Below are 17,049 nucleotides of genomic sequence, written 5' to 3'. Positions count from 1 at the left end.
TCCCTGCCGCGTTTGGTGAGGGGCTGATACAGGGATTGCCTGCTGATTTCAAGACGCATTTCAGTGGGCGTGGAAAATTTCCCCGCCCACTGCGCGATATCAGATCCTATTTCAGCGGCCAGGTCTTCGGCCATTCGGCGGGGTCGATGGTTTCGTTTTCGCTGATTTCGGATGGGCAGTCGCGGAAGGCTTCCTCGACGAGCACCAGCTGTGGTGCCATGGCGCCCTCGGAAAGCTTCCATTCGCTGAATGTGCCGCAATCTCCGATCCCGCGTCCCTTGAAGAATGACGCGAAGCTTTTGTCTTCGTAATCATAGCCAAGGTTGTAAGCCTGGGCCGTGGCACTCGGCGCGCCGTCCAGCATCACCGGGAAGGCAAGTGTCGTGACCATGCCGAAGGAATCGACGAAGGCCTGGAAGGGGACGTTGTACGCTCCGCTCATTCCGCAGGGTGTCACATAGATGGTCGTGTTCTCATCCAGCTTATGAGACATCGAATTGCCGTCGAACATCAGCGGATCCGTATCAGCGCAGGCTCCGCCTTCCTGGAAATGCGCTCGAACCGCCTCCGGCAGTTCCGCGATGCTGCGAAGCTCCTGGATCGGCAGCGGCGGATTGGGCGCCTTGTCGCCTTTGGCGCTGAGTGCATCGGTATGGCCGATACGCTTCTGATATTCGTCGATGAACAGGAGGCTGGCAGCGGCACCCGCAAGTGGTACGTCGGCGGAGAGGCTGGACGTTCCGGCCTTGATCTCGACCGTAACAGTGGTCCCGTTCTTCAAGTCATCGATCAGGCCGTTGCCGATAAAGTCACCGCTCAGGGAGACTGTCCCGCTGCCGGTGTCGACGGCCACGTCCTTGGCGCTGATCGGAAGCGGCGCACCGCCATCGATCGAAATGCTGACCTCGAGGCTGCCGGTCTCCAGAATGGCGCTCTCGCTCGGTGCAAACACGAGGGAGACGGGGCTTTCCGGCCCGCCGCGTCGTTGCAGTTCGAAGTTGGAGAGGGGATTGTCCGACAGGTATTGCCGCATGCTGCAGGTTTGTGTCTGGCTGCAGGAGACTTGCCAGGACTTGAATTCCTTGAAGGCACCGTCGCCGGCAAAGGCGAGCGCTCCGCTGCCCATGATGACAGCGAGCGAAAGAGTAAGTTTGAGATGCATGACGAAGTCCCCGCAAAACGATTCTGCGGGGACGCTAGCAGGGGTGGCTTCAGCCGCAAATCGCCTTTTTTGCGTCTAAATATTCGCGCTCCAGCCGGTCGACGACGGCTGCCACCGGCTCGACCGCCTTGACGGCGCCGATGCCCTGGCCGCAGCCCCAGATATCTTTCCAGGCCTTGGCGCCTGTGGTTGCCTTGTCGAAGTCCATCTTAGAGGGATCGGCCACGGGCAGATTGTCGGGATCCATGCCGGCAGCAATGATCGACGGCTTCAGATAGTTGCCATGGATGCCGGTGAAGTAGTTGGAATAGACAATGTCATTGGCATGAGCATCGACGATCGCCTGCTTGTATTCGTCAGAGGCACGCGCCTCTTCCGTCGCGATGAAGGGCGAGCCGATATAGGCCATGTCAGCACCCATCGCCTGGGCCGCAAGCACCGCACCGCCATTGGCGATCGCGCCGGCAAGCAGCAGCGGACCGTCGAACCATTCGCGGATTTCCTGGACCAGCGCGAAGGGAGACAGCGTGCCGGCATGGCCGCCGGCGCCGGTGGCAACCGCGATCAGACCGTCTGCGCCCTTGCGGATCGCCGAATTGGCGTGGCGGTTGTTGATCACGTCATGCAGCACGATGCCGCCATAGGAATGTACCGCGGCATTTACCTCCGGCACGGCGCCGAGCGAGGAAATCACGATCGGCACCTTGTATTTGACGCACATCATCAGGTCGTGTTCGAGCCGCTTGTTCGACATGTGCACGATCTGGTTGACGGCAAAGGGGGCGGCCGGCCGGTCCGGGTTCTTGGCGTTGTGGGATGAGAGCTCTTCGGTGATCTCGGCGAGCCACTCGTCCAACTGCGCTTCCGGACGCGCATTGAGCGCCGGGAAGGAGCCGACGATGCCGGCCTTGCACTGGGCAAGCGTCAGCTTCGGATGCGATATGATGAAGAGCGGCGAGGCGACGACGGGGAGCCTCAGATTGTCTTTCAGGATCGACGGCAGGGCCATGACTTCACCTCCCATGAAGTTTACGTTTACGCAAACGTCAAATATCAGATCCTTCGCCGCGAGGAAAGCGGGTGCTTGGCCTATGTGCCGGGCTGAGGGATCCGACGCAGTTCCTCTGTATGGCCAAAGCGTCCGGCCTCATTCCTGTGTTTATTGCGCTCCATAGCGATCTTCCGGGCTTGTGCTGGAAAAATCGAGCGTTTACCGAATCTGAACTATGATGACGATGTGGCTGGGGCGACCCCAAAAGGAGTATGGCGGCCAATGAGCGGATTGGAAACGGCCATCAGAAACGCCCTGGAGCGCTCCGAGCGTACAAATGCGGAAGCACGCGCACGCGTCTATCAGTCGGCGCGCCAGGCTCTCGAGACCGGGCTGCGCAAGCAGAATATCGATGATCCGGAAGCAATCAACTACCAGCGCCGTCGGCTGGAGGCGCTCATTCATGAAATCGAGCTGGAAGAGCGTGCCCGCCTCGAGGTGAGGCCGGATCCGCCGGCAGAGCCGTTAGCGCCCGTGGCATCACCCCGGGCTGTGGCACCTGCTCCGGTCGCAGCCGAGCCGGACGTGTCCTCGCAGGCAGAGCGCCGCACCGGTCGCGTTGAGCCGGGATTTGCGTCTGTCGAACCCGCGAGCCGCGCGCCTGAACCGGCGCGGGAACCTGGTTTCGACGAGGACTTCCAGGCATCTCCGCGCGTCGACCGCGACACCCATGTCGATGATGAAGGCCCTATGCCGGACATGCGCTCCGAGCGCCCCTTGAAGGCGCCCCGTCGTCGCCGAGGTATTGTGGCGCGCCTTCTGATCATGTCGATCTTCGTGGCAACGCTCGGCATCGGTGCCTGGTGGGTCTATTCCTCCGGTCTGCTCCTGTCCGAGGCGGAGCGCGACACGTCTGTTCCCAATCCGCCGCCACGCGTGGAATCGGAGGATTTCTCTGGAACACCGGAAGCGACCGCTCCGGCTGCGCCGACCGGGCCGCAGGCCATCGATGCCCGTGGTGGGTTCTCTGATGATTGGGTTGAAGTTTTCGAGCCCCAGCAGGTCTCCGCCCTTCGCCCACGAGCCAATGCGCTGGTCGATATCGTGACGGCAAGCGACGGAAGTGCCGCGCAGATCGTGTCGCGCAGCGGTGATGCCGCGGGTGCGGTGGAAGTGACCGTGCCGACGGAGATCCTGCGTGAAATGGCAGGCCGCACCTCGACCATCGCACTCACGGTGCAGTCCACCGATGACAAGCCCGTCCAGATCTCGGTCGAATGCGATTTCCCGCGCATGGGCGATTGCCCGCGTCATCGCTTCACGGTGAACCCGCAAAAGCTCGATGCACTCTTCCGTGTCTCTTTCGACAATGGCATGGCACCGTCGACACCAGGCCGGCTTTTGATCAATGCGGATCTCGCAGGCGGCGGACGAGGCGTAAACCTTTACGCCATCCGCATTCTGCCGGGACAGTGAAGTTTAGCGGGCGCAGGGTGTTCTCCCGCGCCCGCTCGCTCACTTCAGGAAGTCCGGCCCGCTGCCGATGATCTTCTTGTCGAGCTTGCCGATCTTTTCCAGATCCTTGCCCTCATAGTCCAATGACAGAAGCATGTGGCGGATCAGATTGACCCGTGCCCGCCGCTTGTCATTGGCATGGATCACCGTCCAGGGCGCACGATCCGTATGCGTCTCTCGGAGCATGCGGTCGCGCTTCTGCGTGTAGTCGTCCCATTTGTGGAGCGCCGCGATATCCATCGGCGACAGCTTCCAGCATTTCAGCGGATCGTGCCGGCGGTCGTGGAAGCGCTTGAGCTGCATTTCCTGCCCGGTGTCCAGCCAGAACTTGAAGAAGCGGATGCCCTCCCGGTCGATCAGCTTCTCGAAGCGCGGCACCTGTTCGAGAAAGCCCTCATATTGCTCCGGGGTGCAGAAGTTCATGACTGGCTCGACACCGGCCCGGTTGTACCAGGAGCGGTCGAACAGGACGAATTCCCCAGCCGTCGGAAAATGCGAGATGTAGCGCTGGAAATACCACTGGCCGCGTTCCGTTTCAGTTGGCTTGGTCAGCGCGACGACGCGGGCAGAGCGCGGGTTCATATAGGAGAGTGTCGCATGGATCGCGCCGCCCTTGCCGGCCGCATCGCGCCCTTCGAACAGCGCCATGACCCGCTCGCCGGTCTTCTGCATCCAGAACTGCACCTTCACCAGTTCGATCTGCAGCGCCGTCAGCTCGGCATCATAGTCCTTTTGGGAAAGCTTCTTGTCATAGGGAAAGCCACCGGATCTCAGGGCCTCGTCTTCGATCCAGTCCGGCAGGTCCGGCAGGTCGATGTCGTAAACCCGTTGTTTGCCGCCGACCGTCAAGGTGACTGCCCGGCTTTCCGTCTTCGCGTCCATCATCTTCCCCCTGTCCAGTGTCTGATCTTGTTTCGCTACTTGAGCCTAAGCCGAAATGAAGTTCAAGCCTCCCGGTTCCCGCTCGGGCCGATGCATGCGGCGGGGATAACCGCCGGGGATAAGCAAGGGGGCACAATGGCCCTGTGGTGTAACTTCTGTCATGAATCACGGTTATCAGGCATCGATGATGACGAAGCGGAGCGCGCGGCGCGCAATGACAAACGATACCGGGGCAGACCACGCAGGCGCAGGCGAAACAGGCGAGGGTTGGCGCGGCGATCTTCGGCGGGTTCTGTCGGCTTGGGTCTACATTCTCTCTGCGGCCGTGCTGGCGCTCGGTGCCTGGGCAACCGGTGCTGCCACCGGCTATGCCGTCACGCTTTTCGTGCTTTTGTTTCTCCTGGTGGTCTTCCGGCAGCTTCCGGCCGAGGCGGATCAGGCCATCATCGCGGCCGTCCAGGTCGCGTCCGAGCTGCCCCAGGAGCCGCTGCCGCTGATCCTGGCCTCGCTTGATGCTCTCGACATGCCGATCTTCGTGCTCAACGCAGAGGCTGAGTTGATCGCCGGAAATAACGAGGCGGATAAGGTTTTCGGCGAGCCGCCGATCGGGCTGCATGTCTCGACCCGCTGGCGTTCGCCCGGCATCCTCGACATGATCCGCGAGACGATCGAAACGGGTGCACCCAACCAGATCGAGCACTCCGAACGTCTGCCCTCGGAAAGGGTCTATATCGTCCGCGTCGCCCGCGTCCTGTCGGACGAGACGAATGCGACGCCCTATTTCCTCCTGTCCTTCCGTGATATCTCCGAACTGCGCCGCCTGGACCGAATGCGCAGCGACTTCGTCGCCAATGCCAGCCACGAACTGCGCACGCCGCTCGCTTCGCTGCGCGGTTTCATCGAGACCATGCAGGGCCCGGCCCGCGACGATGCGAAGGCCAAGGATCGCTTCCTCGCCATCATGCTCGATCAGGCGAACCGCATGAGCCGTCTCGTGGACGATCTCCTGTCGCTGTCGCGGCTCGAGCTCAAGGCGCATCTGCCGCCCGACCAGAAGGTGGAGCTGGCGCCAATCCTCGGGCATGTGCGCGACAGTCTCGCACCGCTTGCCGCTGATCTGGGTGTGGAGATCACGCTCGATTTGCCGGAGGCGAAGGTCGAGGTGATGGGCGAACGCGACGAACTGGTGCAGGTCTTCGAAAACCTGATCGAGAACGCCTGCAAGTATGGCCAGGACGGCAAGGTGGTTGAGGTGTCGCTCAGGCAGGAGCCGGGCGGTGCGACGGAGGTCAGCGTGCGCGACCACGGGCCGGGCATCCCGACGGAGCATGTGCCGCGCCTCACCGAGCGCTTCTACCGGGTCAATGTCGAGGACAGCCGGTCGAAAAAAGGGACCGGTCTCGGCCTTGCAATCGTCAAGCACATCCTCACCCGCCACCGCGCCCGCCTGATCGTGAAGTCCGAGCTCGGTGCCGGGAGCGAGTTTACCGTCCGTTTCTGACATAAAACCGCAATCTTCAAACGGACTGGTTTTGCATCCCATTGTTTCTCAATGGTTTTAATTGTCACAAATGTTTCACTGAACTGACATAAAAGCGTGAGCCTAGAGCCGCTAGAACGCACCTGCCGACGCTTGGCAGATGCCGCGACGGCCGCAAAGACACACAAGCCCATTCTGGGAGATGATCATGAACGCTCTGAAACTTTCCGTAGCTGCCTTGGCGGCCTCTGTGGCCTTCGCCGGCGCTGCCATTGCCCGCGACCAGATCCAGATTGCTGGTTCCTCCACGGTTCTGCCTTATGCCTCTATCGTTGCCGAAGCCTTCGGCGAAAACACCGACTTCGGAACTCCGGTCGTTGAATCGGGCGGTTCTGGCGCCGGCCGTAAGAAGCTCTGCGAAGGCGTGGGCGAGAACACCATCGACATCGCCAACTCTTCGTCGCGCATCAGCAAGTCCGACATCGAGCTCTGCAAGACCAACGGCGTAGCCGACATCCAGGAAGTTCGCATCGGTTACGATGGCATCGTCTTTGCCTCGGATATCGCTGGTCCGGAATTTGCATTCACCCCGTCGGATTGGCACAATGCTCTCGCTGCCAAGGTCCTCAAGGACGGCCAGCTGGTCGACAACCCCTACAAGGCCTGGAATGAAATCCGCGCCGACCTGCCGGCTCAGCCGATCCTCGCTTTCGTTCCGGGCACCAAGCACGGCACCCGCGAAGTGTTCGACACCAAGGTGATCGTTGCTGGTTGCGAAGAAAACGGCACGTTCGAAGCCCTGAAGACCGCCGCCGGTGGCGACGAAGACAAGGCTGAAGAAGGTTGCATGGCGCTCCGCACCGACGGCACGTCTGTTGACATCGACGGCGACTACACCGAGACGCTCGCTCGCGTTGACGCCAACAAGAACGGCATCGGCGTATTCGGCCTGTCTTTCTACCAGAACAACACCGACAAGCTGCGCGTAGCCACCATGGGCGGCGTTGTTCCTTCGGTTGAAACCATCGCCAAGGGCGAGTACCCGGTTTCGCGTCCGCTGTACTTCTACGTCAAGAACGCACACCTCGACGTCATCCCTGGCCTCCAGGAATACGTAGAGTTCTTCGTTTCTGACGAAATGGCTGGCCCGGATGGTCCGCTTGCTGCTTACGGCCTGGTTTCCGACCCGGAACTGGCTGCAACGCAGGCAGCCGTCAAGGCTCGCACGCCGATGGCGCCCCTGAACTAATCTGATCAAGCGACCGGCGGCACGTTTTGTGCCGCCGGTTTCTTTCTGTTGGGGAAATGGCGGGTAACATGAACGCGAGCATCATCGTCCTCTGTATACTAGTGCTTGCGGCACTCGGCTTCGTTCTCGGCCGACGGCAGGCTCTTTCGGTTTCGGCCGCGCGCGGCACGAAGCTTCACTCTCTGCCCGGCTACTATGGCCAGGTGGTGGCTCTGGTCACTGCCGTCCCGGCGTTGCTGCTGCTCATGGCCTGGCTTTTCATTCAGCCTGCCATCGTCGAAAGCCGCATCAGTGCGACCATTCCTGACAGCGTCGTGCCTGAAGGTGGCGCCCAAAGCCTCGTTATGGCAGATGTCCGCCGCATTGCCGACGGTCTCACTGCCGTCGAAGCGCGTGCCGCAGAAGCAGGTGCCGATGTCGACGTCGAGGCGCTCGATGCCGGCAATGTCCGTGCCCGGCTCGCCGATGTTGGCGTGGCTCTCGGTGCCGAAGTTCCAGTGGAAGTCTTCGAAGCCGCCAAGGCCTATCGCAGCCAGTCGGACTTTGGCCATCTGCTGATGACGATTGCTGTGCTGGCGCTTGCCGTTGCGGCCTTGCCGCTGGCCTATGTTCGCGTCAACCCAGAACTGCGCGCACGCAATCTGAGCGAAAGCTTCGTCAAGACGGTGCTCATGCTCTCTTCGCTGGTCGCCATTCTGACCACGGTCGGCATTGTCGGATCGCTGGTCTTCGAGACCTATGTCTTTTTCACCATGTATCCGGCGAGCGAGTTCTTCTTCTCGACCGTCTGGAACCCGCAGTTCCGTGGTGGCTCCGAACTCGGCATTCTTCCGCTGCTCTGGGGTACCTTCTACGTTTCGATCATCTCGCTGATCGTCGCTGTTCCGATCGGTCTCATGATCGCGGTGTATCTGTCGGAATATGCTGGTCCGAACACCCGCGGTATCGTCAAGCCGGCGATCGAGGTCCTGGCGGGCATCCCGACCATCGTCTACGGTCTGTTCGCGCTGGTGACCGTCGGTCCGTTCCTGCGTGACTACTTCGCAGAGCCGCTCGGCCTCGGCACCTCGTCTTCATCCGTCCTGACCGCAGGTCTCGTGATGGGTGTGATGATCATCCCCTTCGTCTCGTCCCTGTCGGACGACATCATCAACGCCGTGCCGCAGGCTCTGCGCGATGGCTCCTACGCGCTGGGTTCCACGCAGTCGGAAACCATCAAGCAGGTCGTGCTGCCAGCAGCCCTTCCGGGTATCGTCGGTGCGATCCTGCTCGCCGCAAGCCGTGCCATCGGTGAGACCATGATCGTGGTCCTCGGCGCCGGCGCCTCTGCCAAACTCGATATCAATCCCTTCGAGGCCATGACCACGGTGACGGTCAAGATCGTCAGCCAGCTGACCGGGGATACCGAGTTCGCCAGCCCCGAGACTCTGGTCGCCTTCGCCCTCGGCCTTACCCTCTTCGTCATCACGCTCGGCCTCAACGTCGTAGCCCTCTACATTGTCCGCAAGTACCGGGAGCAGTACGAATGACCGATATCACCGCCATCGGCGCCCCCATGCCTACGGAAAAGAAGTCCATTCTGACGGTCGATGATCGCACGCGCCGTCGCAATAAGGAGGAAGTCCGCTTCCGCATGTGGGGCAAGGCTGCCGTCACCTTCGGGATCGTTGCCCTCATCGGACTGCTGCTCTCCATCATGTCGAACGGCTTGTCGTCGTTCCAGCAGACCTTCATCACGCTCGACGTCTACATGGACCCGGCGAGGCTCGACAAGGCTGGCAACCGCGATCCAGCGGAGATCGCCAAGGTCAGTACCTTTGGCTATGCGCCGCTCATCGAGCAGGCTGTCGCCAAGGCTCTTGAAGACAAGGGACTTGTTGCCGACGGTCTCACGCCCAAGGCTGCAGCAGAGCTCATTTCGAAGGAAGCGGCCGCCGATCTTCGCCGCTTCGTCCTCGCCGATCCCTCTGTCATCGGCCAGACCTATCCATTCGACTTTCTCGCTGGTGGCCGTATCGATGGTTACTACAAGGGTCGCGTGACGATGGAGAGCGCTGCTCTCGATCGCAATGTCTCGCCGGAACAGCTCGTCCTCGCAGACCAGCTGAAGGAAGCCGGCATTCTGGTGACGAAATTCAACTGGGGCTTCTTCACCGCGCCCGACGCATCCGACACGCGTCCGGAGGCGGCAGGCCTCGGCATTGCGGTCATCGGCTCGGCTTACATGATGCTGATCGTCCTGGTGCTGGCGTTGCCGCTCGGTGTCGCCACCTCGATCTATCTCGAGGAGTTTGCACCGCAGAACTGGTTCACTGACCTGATCGAGGTCAATATCGCCAATCTCGCGGCCGTTCCCTCGATCGTCTTCGGTATCCTTGGCCTCGCCGTGCTGATCAACTTCGTCGGCCTGCCGCAGTCGGCGCCGATCGTCGGCGGTCTCGTCCTGACGCTGATGACACTGCCCACGATCATCATTGCCACCCGTTCGGCACTCAAGGCCGTGCCTCCGTCGATCCGCGATGCGGCCCTCGGCGTCGGCGCCTCCAAGATGCAGTCGATCTTCCACCACGTCCTGCCGCTCGCCATGCCGGGCATCCTGACGGGTGCGATCATCGGTCTCGCCCGCGCGCTCGGTGAAACGGCGCCCCTGCTGCTGATCGGCATGGTCGCCTTCGTACGCGAATACCCGGCAGGTCCGCCGGACGGCTTCTTCCAGCCGGCTTCAGCTCTGCCGGTCCAGGTTTATAACTGGACACAGCGTGGCGACCCGGCCTTCGTGGAGCGCGCCTCCGGTGCCATCATCGTCCTCCTGGTGTTCCTGATCCTGATGAACCTGATCGCAATCATTCTTCGTCGCCGTTTCGAGCGTCGCTGGTAAGGAGCTGTATCATGATGAACAATCTCGCGACTAAGATGACCACGACGAAAGCGCCACCTATGACTGAAACCAAGATCACCGCCCGCAATGTGCAGGTCTTCTACGGTGACAAGCACGCCCTGAAGGATGTCAACATCGACATCCGCCCCCGTTCCGTCACGGCCTTCATCGGCCCGTCGGGCTGCGGCAAGTCGACCTTCCTGCGCTGCATCAACCGCATGAACGATACGATCGCGAGCTGCCGCGTCGAAGGCAACATCATGATCGACGCGGAAAACATCTACGACGCCAAGGTCGATCCGGTGCAGCTGCGCGCCAAGGTCGGCATGGTGTTCCAGAAGCCGAACCCGTTCCCGAAGTCGATCTACGAGAACGTTGCCTACGGTCCCCGCATCCACGGTCTCGCCCGCAACAAGTCCGACCTGGACGAGATCGTTGCGACCGCCCTGCAGAAGGCCGGTCTCTGGAACGAGGTCAAGGATCGTCTGGACTCGGCTGGTACCGGCCTCTCCGGTGGTCAGCAGCAGCGTCTGTGCATCGCACGCGCCGTGGCCGTCAGCCCCGAAGTCATCCTCATGGACGAACCTTGCTCTGCGCTCGACCCGATCGCGACCGCCAAGGTCGAGGAACTGATCCACGAACTGCGCGAAAACTTCACGATCGTCATCGTGACGCACTCGATGCAGCAGGCCGCACGCGTTTCCCAGCGCACGGCGATGTTCCACCTCGGCGAACTGGTCGAAGAGAACGACACCGACAAGATGTTCACCAATCCGGATGACCAGCGCACCCAGGATTACATCATGGGCCGCTTCGGCTGAGCCTCGACGTCATCCACGGTTGAACTCAATTTCAAGGACGTTTCAAATGGGCTCCTCTCACATCTACTCGGCCTTCGACGAGGAACTGAAGTTCCTGATGCGCCGCATCTCCGAAATGGGCGGTCTGGCAGAACAGATGGTCGCCGAAAGCGTACGTTCTCTGGTGAATTCCGATGCGGCGCTTGCCCAGAAGGTGATCTCCGATGACGTCCTGATGGACGCCATGGAGCGCGAGATTGGCGACAAGGCGGTGATCACCATCGCCAAGCGTCAGCCGGTTGCCTCCGACCTGCGCGAGATCATCGGCGCTCTTCGCATCGCCGCCGACCTCGAGCGCGTCGGCGATCTCGGCAAGAGCAACTCCAAGCGCGTCGTCGCCGTCCAGGCGACCGGTGTGCCGCGCAAGCTCGCCCGCGGTCTCGAGCATCTCTCGGATCTGGCGCTGGCCCAGCTCAAGGAAGTCCTCGACGTCTACACGACGCGCTCGGCCGAAAAGGCCAAGTCGATCCGTGACCGCGACGAGGAGATCGATGCCATCTACACCTCGCTATTCCGCGAGCTGCTGACCTACATGATGGAAGATCCGCGCAACATCACCAGCTGCACCCATCTTCTCTTCTGCGCCAAGAACATCGAGCGCATCGGCGACCACGCGACCAACATCGCCGAGACGATCTACTATATGACGACCGGTGCGCAGCCGGAAGGTGAACGTCCGAAGGAAGACCTGACCTCTTCCGTCGGCGCGCTCACCGAGTGACGTTGTCCAGCGGGGTTAATGCCTGATGCAGCCGAAAATCGCCGTGGTGGAAGACGAGGAGGCCCTCTCGGTCCTCCTTCGCTACAATCTTGAAGCCGAGGGCTATGAAGTCGAGACGATCCTCAGGGGTGACGAGGCTGAAATCCGCTTGCAGGAGCGGGTTCCGGACCTTCTGATCCTCGACTGGATGCTGCCCGGCGTGTCCGGCATCGAACTCTGCCGCAGGCTTCGGGTCCGCCCCGAGACCGAGCGCCTGCCGATCATCATGCTGACGGCTCGTGGCGAGGAAAGTGAGCGGGTACGTGGCCTGGCAACGGGTGCCGACGACTATGTCGTCAAGCCCTTCTCGACGCCGGAGCTGATGGCCCGCGTCAAGGCCATGCTCCGCCGCGCCAAACCCGAGGTTCTCTCCAGCGTCCTGCGCTGCGGCGATATCGAGCTCGACCGCGAGACGCACCGCGTGCATCGCAAGAGCCGCGAGGTTCGCCTTGGGCCGACCGAGTTCCGGCTGCTGGAATTCCTGATGGCATCGCCGGGCCGCGTCTTCTCGCGCTCCCAACTGCTGGACGGTGTCTGGGGTCACGACATCTATGTAGACGAACGCACCGTTGACGTGCATGTCGGGCGCCTGCGCAAGGCGCTGAACTTCTCCAACATGCAGGATGTCATCCGCACCGTGCGCGGCGCGGGTTATTCCATGGAAGCCTGAGTAAGCCAATTATTTCGATTGAGGGGCTGCACGGATCATCCGCTGCGGCCCTTTTCGTTTCAGGCAAGAGCCCAAAAAGAAAACGGGCCCCGAAGGACCCGTTGCATGTCTTGATCTTGCCGATGGATCAGCGGGCGGCCTTGCGGCGTTCGCTGACCGGCTGATAGGCGAGCTTCGCGTGATAGGTGCAATAAGGCGCGCTATCGGCGATTTCGCAGCCGCAGAAGTGGAAGTCGTCCTTCATCGGATCGCCGATCGGCCACTTGCACGTGCGCTCGGTCAGTTCCGTCAGCGCCAGACGACGCGAGATCGGGACAACCACGTTGAGGGAACGACGAACTTCGACTTCCTCGTAGGCTTCGACTTCGACCTCTTCCTTCAGCATGGTTGCGCCGGCAGCGCGGGTTACCGTGCGAGTGGTCGTGTTAGCCGCCGGACGGTTCTGGAAAGTGGCCGGACGCTGGGTCTGTGCCGGGCGCTTTGCCGGACGGGCCGCAGACGAGCTGCCGCCAGCCTTTGCGCGGCCGGGAAGGTTAAGGCGGTGCACCTTGCCGATAACGGCATTGCGGCTTACGCCACCGAGTTGTGCTGCAATCTGGCTCGCGCTGAGGCCTTCAGCCCACAGCCGCTTCAGTCTCTCGACCCGATCATCAGTCCATTGCATAGTCGTCATGCCAATTCTCTCCGCCGCTCGCGTCTGTGATGGCAGAATCCGTCACCGTTGCTTCGAACGAATCCGAAACAAAGCCGCCTCGATACTGTCGGTGAGCACTTCCGCCGCATGCAATCTATTAATGAAATTTAACCTAGAGGTCGGCTGACTCCGTGACAAGAGTCGCAGGAATCATCTGGAATCGATTTCGCGGTTTTCCCCAACTTGCTTCCCGAGTGAGTCAAGTATGCAACAGGTGGAATCTTCCCCGACGCTCGTGCTGCGCGTGTCGGCCGAATCCGTGCCTACTCCTGCGATTCCTGCAGAAAACGTTGACATCGCAGGGGCGAATGCGGATAGTGCCCCCGCCGCCGCGAGGCGGCATTTTTAATTTTTCCGGGACCTCTGAGGCGTCCCGCCGTCCCCGGACGGATCGTCGAGAAGGATTGTGACAGCCATGGCCGAAGCTACGCCGCTCTACCAGACCTACAATCGGGCGCCGCTGCGTTTCGAGCGAGGCGAGGGCGTCTGGCTTGTAACGGAGAGTGGCGAGCGATATCTCGATTTTGCAGCCGGTGTGGCAGTAACTTCTGTCGGTCACGGCCATCCGCATGTCGTCGGCGCGCTGAAGGATCAGGCCGACAAGGTCTGGCATCTGTCGAACCTCTATGAAGTGCCGGGCCAGGAAGTTCTGGCCAAGCGCCTGACGGACGTCACCTTTGCCGATCGCGTCTTCTTCACCAATTCGGGTGCGGAAGCGCTGGAATGCGCGATCAAGACGGCGCGCCGCTATCACTTTGCCAAGGGGCATCCTGAGAAGTTCCACATCATCACGATGGAAGGCGCCTTCCACGGCCGCACCATCGCGACGATCGCCGCCGGTGGTCAGGAAAAGTATCTCGAAGGCTTCGGCCCGAAGGCCCCCGGTTTCGACCAGGTGCCCTTCGGCGATCTGGAAGCAGTCAAGGCAGCCATCAGCGATGCGACGGCTGCAATCCTCGTTGAGCCCGTTCAGGGTGAGGGCGGCATCCGTCCGATCCCGGTGGAAATGCTGCGCGCCTTGCGCGACCTCTGCGACGAGCATGGCCTGCTCCTGATCCTGGATGAAGTCCAGTGCGGCGTCGGCCGGACCGGCAAGCTCTTTGCTCATGAATGGGCAGGCATCACGCCGGATCTCATGGCTGTCGCCAAGGGCATCGGTGGCGGCTTCCCGCTCGGCGCCTGCCTTGCCACGGAAGAGGCGGCCTATGGCATGAAGGCCGGTACGCATGGCTCGACCTATGGCGGCAACCCGCTTGGCATGGCCGTCGGTAATGCTGTTCTTGATGTCGTGCTGGAAGACGGCTTCCTTGAGAACGTGCGCGACACCGCACTCGTCTTCCGCCAGGGTCTGGCTTCGCTGAAGGACCGGTTCCCGGACGTGATCGAGGACGTGCGTGGCGAAGGCCTGATGCTCGGCCTCAAGGCCAAGGTTCCGAACACCGAACTCTTGATGGCGATGCGTGACGAGCACCTGCTCGGCGTTCCCGCAGGCGACAACGTCATCCGTCTTCTGCCGCCGCTGACGGTCACGGCAGAAGAGGCCCGTGACGGCATCGCCCGTATCGAACAGGCCGCCGAACATATCCGCGCCAAGGCCGCAGTCGCAGCGTCTGCCTAAGACAGGACCCTCTTTCATGGCATCTCCCAAGCATTTTCTCGATCTCTCCGCTGTCACGGCTGGGGACCTCCGCGGTATTCTCGAAGACGCAAAGTCCCGCAAGCAGGCGACCAAGGCCGGCACCGCCGACAAGCCGCTTGCCGGCAAGATGCTCGCGATGATTTTCGAGAAGCCTTCGACCCGTACGCGCGTTTCCTTCGACGTCGGCATGCGCCAGCTGGGCGGCGAGACGCTGTTCCTCTCCGGCACCGAAATGCAGCTTGGTCGTGCCGAAACGATTGGTGACACCGCCAAGGTTCTGTCCCGCTATGTCGATGCGATCATGATCCGCACCACCGATCATGCCCGCCTCCTGGAAATGGCCGAGCATGCGACGGTCCCCGTGATCAACGCGCTGACGGATCTCACCCATCCCTGCCAGATCATGGCAGACATCATGACCATCGAAGAGCATCGTGGCCCGGTCACGGGCAAGACGCTTGCCTGGACGGGCGACGGCAACAACGTGTTGCATTCGCTGGTCGAAGGGTCGGCCCGCTTTGGCTACAAGATGAACATGGCCGTGCCGCTCGGCTCCGAGCCGGATGACAAGATCCTCAACTGGGCCCGCAATAATGGCGGCGAGATCATGCTCTGCCATGATGCCGACCGTGCAGTGACCGGTGCCGATGCCGTCATCACCGATACCTGGGTGTCGATGAACCAGGAGCACAAGGCCCGCGGCCATAATGTCTTCCAGCCTTTCCAGGTCAATGCGGAGCTGATGAAGAAGGCCAATGACGAGGCGCTCTTCCTGCACTGCCTGCCGGCCCATCGCGGCGAGGAAGTGACAGACGAGGTAATCGACGGCGTACAGTCTGTGGTCTTCGACGAAGCCGAGAACCGTCTGCACGCGCAGAAGTCGATCCTCGCCTGGTGCCTCGGCGCCATCTGAGGTCGGATTTCGGGCGCCTGTCGGGTGACTTGACGTTTCGCGCAGGTGATCCCATCTGTGCCCTTTCTGATCGGGCCTCTCAGGCCTAGCGTATGGCGCCCCGTGTGCCGGGAGTACATTCATGGCGATGAAACAAGCAGAACTCGGCGAATTCGGTTTCGCCGGTGACGATCGTGTGGTCCCCTTCCAGGTGGAGGGTCTCGACGTGCGCGGTCGCGCCGTGCAGCTCGGTCCGCTGATCAACACCATCCTCGATCGCCACGCCTATCCGGCGCCAGTGGCCCGTCTTCTCGCCGAAGCGATCGTGCTGACGGTGCTGATCGGCACGTCGCTGAAGTTCGAAGGCAAGTTCACGGTCCAGACCAAGGGCAACGGCCCGGTGGATCTGCTGGTCGCCGATTTCAGCTCGCCCGAAAGCGTGCGCGCCTATGCCCGTTTCGACGAGCAGGCGGTTGCCGATGCCGTGGCCGAGGGCCGGGCTTCACCGGAGCAGCTGCTCGGCGATGGCGTGCTGGCCTTCACCATCGACCAGGGCTCCTACATGCAGCCGTACCAGGGCATCGTGCCGCTCGACGGAACCTCGCTCGAGGATATCGCCGGCGTCTATTTCCGCCAGTCGGAGCAGATCCCGACGCGGGTGCGCCTCGGTGCAGCCGAACTCTTCGATCGTGACGAAAACGGCAAGCCGCGCCGGACATGGCGGGCCGGCGGTCTGATCGCGCAGTTCCTGCCGGAAGCGCCCGAGCGGATGCGCCAGCCCGACCTGCACGGCGGTGACGGCGACGATCGCGATACGGATCTGCACGGCGATGACGCCTGGGATGAGGCGCGCATGCTGGTCGAGACCATCGACGCCGACGAGCTCACCGATCCCCAGGTCGGCATTGAACGGCTGCTCTTCCGCCTGTTCCACGAACGCGGTGTGCGTGCCTACGAGCCGCAGGCCGTGCATGATCGCTGCAGCTGCTCGAGAGAGCGCCTCAAGGGTGTTCTCCAGGGCTTCAATGCAGAGGAGATCGAAGCAAGCACCGAAGACGGCAAGATCACCGTCAGCTGCGAGTTCTGCTCGACGAACTACGAGTTCTCTCCCGACGAACTCACCGCTGTCTAACAAAGACAGGCGATGGCAAAGGGCTCAAAGACGGGCCCTTTGTACGAAGATTGTGTCCGCGATCACTGCAGATTTGTTTGCCACACATTCTTTCTATACTATTCAGCTATTCTAAATGAATGTCTCCTAGGGTGGCCTTAGCGCTTTGGGGACACCGGGAATGCATTCGTCACAGGACGCGGCTGGACGTCGCGGGGAATTGGTCGCAGGGAAGGACCCTCAGGCTCATGCTTGGTCTCTGGCCC

15 protein-coding genes are annotated in these 17,049 nt (G+C 61.6%); 11 read left to right on the top strand and 4 right to left on the bottom strand.

From position 1 onward, the window contains the following. Window positions 1–106: 106 nt before the first annotated feature. Window positions 107–1,162 carry a DUF1176 domain-containing protein gene (locus AC02Y0_RS16430; RefSeq protein WP_476379941.1) on the bottom strand — a complete coding sequence of 352 codons (1,056 nt, stop codon included), beginning with the start codon at window positions 1,160–1,162 and terminating at the stop codon, window positions 107–109. 49 nt (window positions 1,163–1,211) lie between these two features. Beyond that, window positions 1,212–2,171 (bottom strand): NAD(P)H-dependent flavin oxidoreductase, encoded by a 960-nt coding sequence (locus tag AC02Y0_RS16425; RefSeq protein ID WP_476379939.1) that lies wholly within the window; start codon window positions 2,169–2,171, stop codon window positions 1,212–1,214. Window positions 2,172–2,435: 264 nt separating this feature from the next. On the opposite strand from AC02Y0_RS16425, the gene AC02Y0_RS16420 reads away from it, so the two are divergent. After that, window positions 2,436–3,629: a hypothetical protein gene (locus AC02Y0_RS16420; protein WP_476379937.1), complete on the top strand. Its 1,194-nt coding sequence runs from the start codon at window positions 2,436–2,438 to the stop codon at window positions 3,627–3,629. A gap of 39 nt (window positions 3,630–3,668) precedes the next feature. Here the strand turns inward: AC02Y0_RS16420 and ppk2 are convergent, their stop codons facing one another. Next, complete coding sequence (gene ppk2 / locus AC02Y0_RS16415) at window positions 3,669–4,550, bottom strand: polyphosphate kinase 2 (protein ID WP_444559271.1); 882 nt, start codon at window positions 4,548–4,550, stop codon at window positions 3,669–3,671. 214 nt (window positions 4,551–4,764) lie between these two features. On the opposite strand from ppk2, the gene phoR reads away from it, so the two are divergent. From phoR to phoB, 7 genes are all read left to right on the top strand, one after another. Beyond that, window positions 4,765–6,051 (top strand): phosphate regulon sensor histidine kinase PhoR, encoded by a 1,287-nt coding sequence (phoR, locus tag AC02Y0_RS16410; RefSeq protein ID WP_476379936.1) that lies wholly within the window; start codon window positions 4,765–4,767, stop codon window positions 6,049–6,051. Window positions 6,052–6,238: 187 nt separating this feature from the next. After that, window positions 6,239–7,279 (top strand): substrate-binding domain-containing protein, encoded by a 1,041-nt coding sequence (locus AC02Y0_RS16405; protein ID WP_476379935.1) that lies wholly within the window; start codon window positions 6,239–6,241, stop codon window positions 7,277–7,279. 68 nt (window positions 7,280–7,347) lie between these two features. After that, window positions 7,348–8,808 (top strand): phosphate ABC transporter permease subunit PstC, encoded by a 1,461-nt coding sequence (gene pstC, locus AC02Y0_RS16400; RefSeq protein WP_476379933.1) that lies wholly within the window; start codon window positions 7,348–7,350, stop codon window positions 8,806–8,808. After that, the gene (gene pstA, locus AC02Y0_RS16395) at window positions 8,805–10,157 is read left to right on the top strand and encodes a phosphate ABC transporter permease PstA (protein WP_476379932.1); all 1,353 of its coding nucleotides are present in this window, start codon (window positions 8,805–8,807) and stop codon (window positions 10,155–10,157) included. The genes pstC and pstA overlap by 4 nt, the downstream gene beginning before the upstream one ends. Window positions 10,158–10,192: 35 nt before the next feature. Then, the gene (gene pstB, locus AC02Y0_RS16390; RefSeq protein ID WP_245407916.1) at window positions 10,193–10,978 is read left to right on the top strand and encodes a phosphate ABC transporter ATP-binding protein PstB; all 786 of its coding nucleotides are present in this window, start codon (window positions 10,193–10,195) and stop codon (window positions 10,976–10,978) included. A 46-nt stretch (window positions 10,979–11,024) separates the two neighbouring features. Continuing rightward, on the top strand, window positions 11,025–11,738 hold the full coding sequence (gene phoU / locus AC02Y0_RS16385; RefSeq protein WP_476379931.1) for a phosphate signaling complex protein PhoU: 714 nt from the start codon (window positions 11,025–11,027) through the stop codon (window positions 11,736–11,738). Between the two features lie 25 nt (window positions 11,739–11,763). Next, window positions 11,764–12,447, top strand: a complete 684-nt coding sequence (gene phoB / locus AC02Y0_RS16380; protein ID WP_006727960.1) for a phosphate regulon transcriptional regulator PhoB — start codon at window positions 11,764–11,766, stop codon at window positions 12,445–12,447. A 127-nt stretch (window positions 12,448–12,574) separates the two neighbouring features. Here phoB and AC02Y0_RS16375 read toward each other — a convergent pair whose 3' ends face one another. Continuing rightward, window positions 12,575–13,111: a GcrA family cell cycle regulator gene (locus tag AC02Y0_RS16375; protein ID WP_476384060.1), complete on the bottom strand. Its 537-nt coding sequence runs from the start codon at window positions 13,109–13,111 to the stop codon at window positions 12,575–12,577. 445 nt (window positions 13,112–13,556) lie between these two features. On the opposite strand from AC02Y0_RS16375, the gene AC02Y0_RS16370 reads away from it, so the two are divergent. The 3 genes from AC02Y0_RS16370 (at window position 13,557) to AC02Y0_RS16360 (ending at window position 16,804) form a co-directional block, all read left to right on the top strand. Then, complete coding sequence (locus AC02Y0_RS16370) at window positions 13,557–14,759, top strand: acetylornithine transaminase (RefSeq protein ID WP_476379930.1); 1,203 nt, start codon at window positions 13,557–13,559, stop codon at window positions 14,757–14,759. Between the two features lie 16 nt (window positions 14,760–14,775). After that, complete coding sequence (gene argF, locus AC02Y0_RS16365) at window positions 14,776–15,693, top strand: ornithine carbamoyltransferase (RefSeq protein ID WP_102018985.1); 918 nt, start codon at window positions 14,776–14,778, stop codon at window positions 15,691–15,693. Between the two features lie 121 nt (window positions 15,694–15,814). Then, window positions 15,815–16,804, top strand: a complete 990-nt coding sequence (locus AC02Y0_RS16360) for an Hsp33 family molecular chaperone (RefSeq protein WP_476379929.1) — start codon at window positions 15,815–15,817, stop codon at window positions 16,802–16,804. Window positions 16,805–17,049 lie beyond the last annotated feature (245 nt).

The organism is Allorhizobium sp. nf9_anc (assembly GCF_056323085.1).
This window is presented reverse-complemented; position numbering and strand designations above follow the sequence as displayed.

What these genes read in the sequence shown, in the direction of transcription:
- AC02Y0_RS16430 (WP_476379941.1), bottom strand. Translation starts at nt 1,162, where the DNA reads ATGCATCTCAAACTTACTCTTTCGCTCGCTGTCATCATGGGCAGCGGA.
- AC02Y0_RS16425 (WP_476379939.1), bottom strand. Translation starts at nt 2,171, where the DNA reads ATGGCCCTGCCGTCGATCCTGAAAGACAATCTGAGGCTCCCCGTCGTC.
- AC02Y0_RS16420 (WP_476379937.1), top strand. Translation starts at nt 2,436, where the DNA reads ATGAGCGGATTGGAAACGGCCATCAGAAACGCCCTGGAGCGCTCCGAG.
- ppk2 (WP_444559271.1), bottom strand. Translation starts at nt 4,550, where the DNA reads ATGGACGCGAAGACGGAAAGCCGGGCAGTCACCTTGACGGTCGGCGGC.
- phoR (WP_476379936.1), top strand. Translation starts at nt 4,765, where the DNA reads ATGACAAACGATACCGGGGCAGACCACGCAGGCGCAGGCGAAACAGGC.
- AC02Y0_RS16405 (WP_476379935.1), top strand. Translation starts at nt 6,239, where the DNA reads ATGAACGCTCTGAAACTTTCCGTAGCTGCCTTGGCGGCCTCTGTGGCC.
- pstC (WP_476379933.1), top strand. Translation starts at nt 7,348, where the DNA reads ATGAACGCGAGCATCATCGTCCTCTGTATACTAGTGCTTGCGGCACTC.
- pstA (WP_476379932.1), top strand. Translation starts at nt 8,805, where the DNA reads ATGACCGATATCACCGCCATCGGCGCCCCCATGCCTACGGAAAAGAAG.
- pstB (WP_245407916.1), top strand. Translation starts at nt 10,193, where the DNA reads ATGACCACGACGAAAGCGCCACCTATGACTGAAACCAAGATCACCGCC.
- phoU (WP_476379931.1), top strand. Translation starts at nt 11,025, where the DNA reads ATGGGCTCCTCTCACATCTACTCGGCCTTCGACGAGGAACTGAAGTTC.
- phoB (WP_006727960.1), top strand. Translation starts at nt 11,764, where the DNA reads ATGCAGCCGAAAATCGCCGTGGTGGAAGACGAGGAGGCCCTCTCGGTC.
- AC02Y0_RS16375 (WP_476384060.1), bottom strand. Translation starts at nt 13,111, where the DNA reads ATGCAATGGACTGATGATCGGGTCGAGAGACTGAAGCGGCTGTGGGCT.
- AC02Y0_RS16370 (WP_476379930.1), top strand. Translation starts at nt 13,557, where the DNA reads ATGGCCGAAGCTACGCCGCTCTACCAGACCTACAATCGGGCGCCGCTG.
- argF (WP_102018985.1), top strand. Translation starts at nt 14,776, where the DNA reads ATGGCATCTCCCAAGCATTTTCTCGATCTCTCCGCTGTCACGGCTGGG.
- AC02Y0_RS16360 (WP_476379929.1), top strand. Translation starts at nt 15,815, where the DNA reads ATGGCGATGAAACAAGCAGAACTCGGCGAATTCGGTTTCGCCGGTGAC.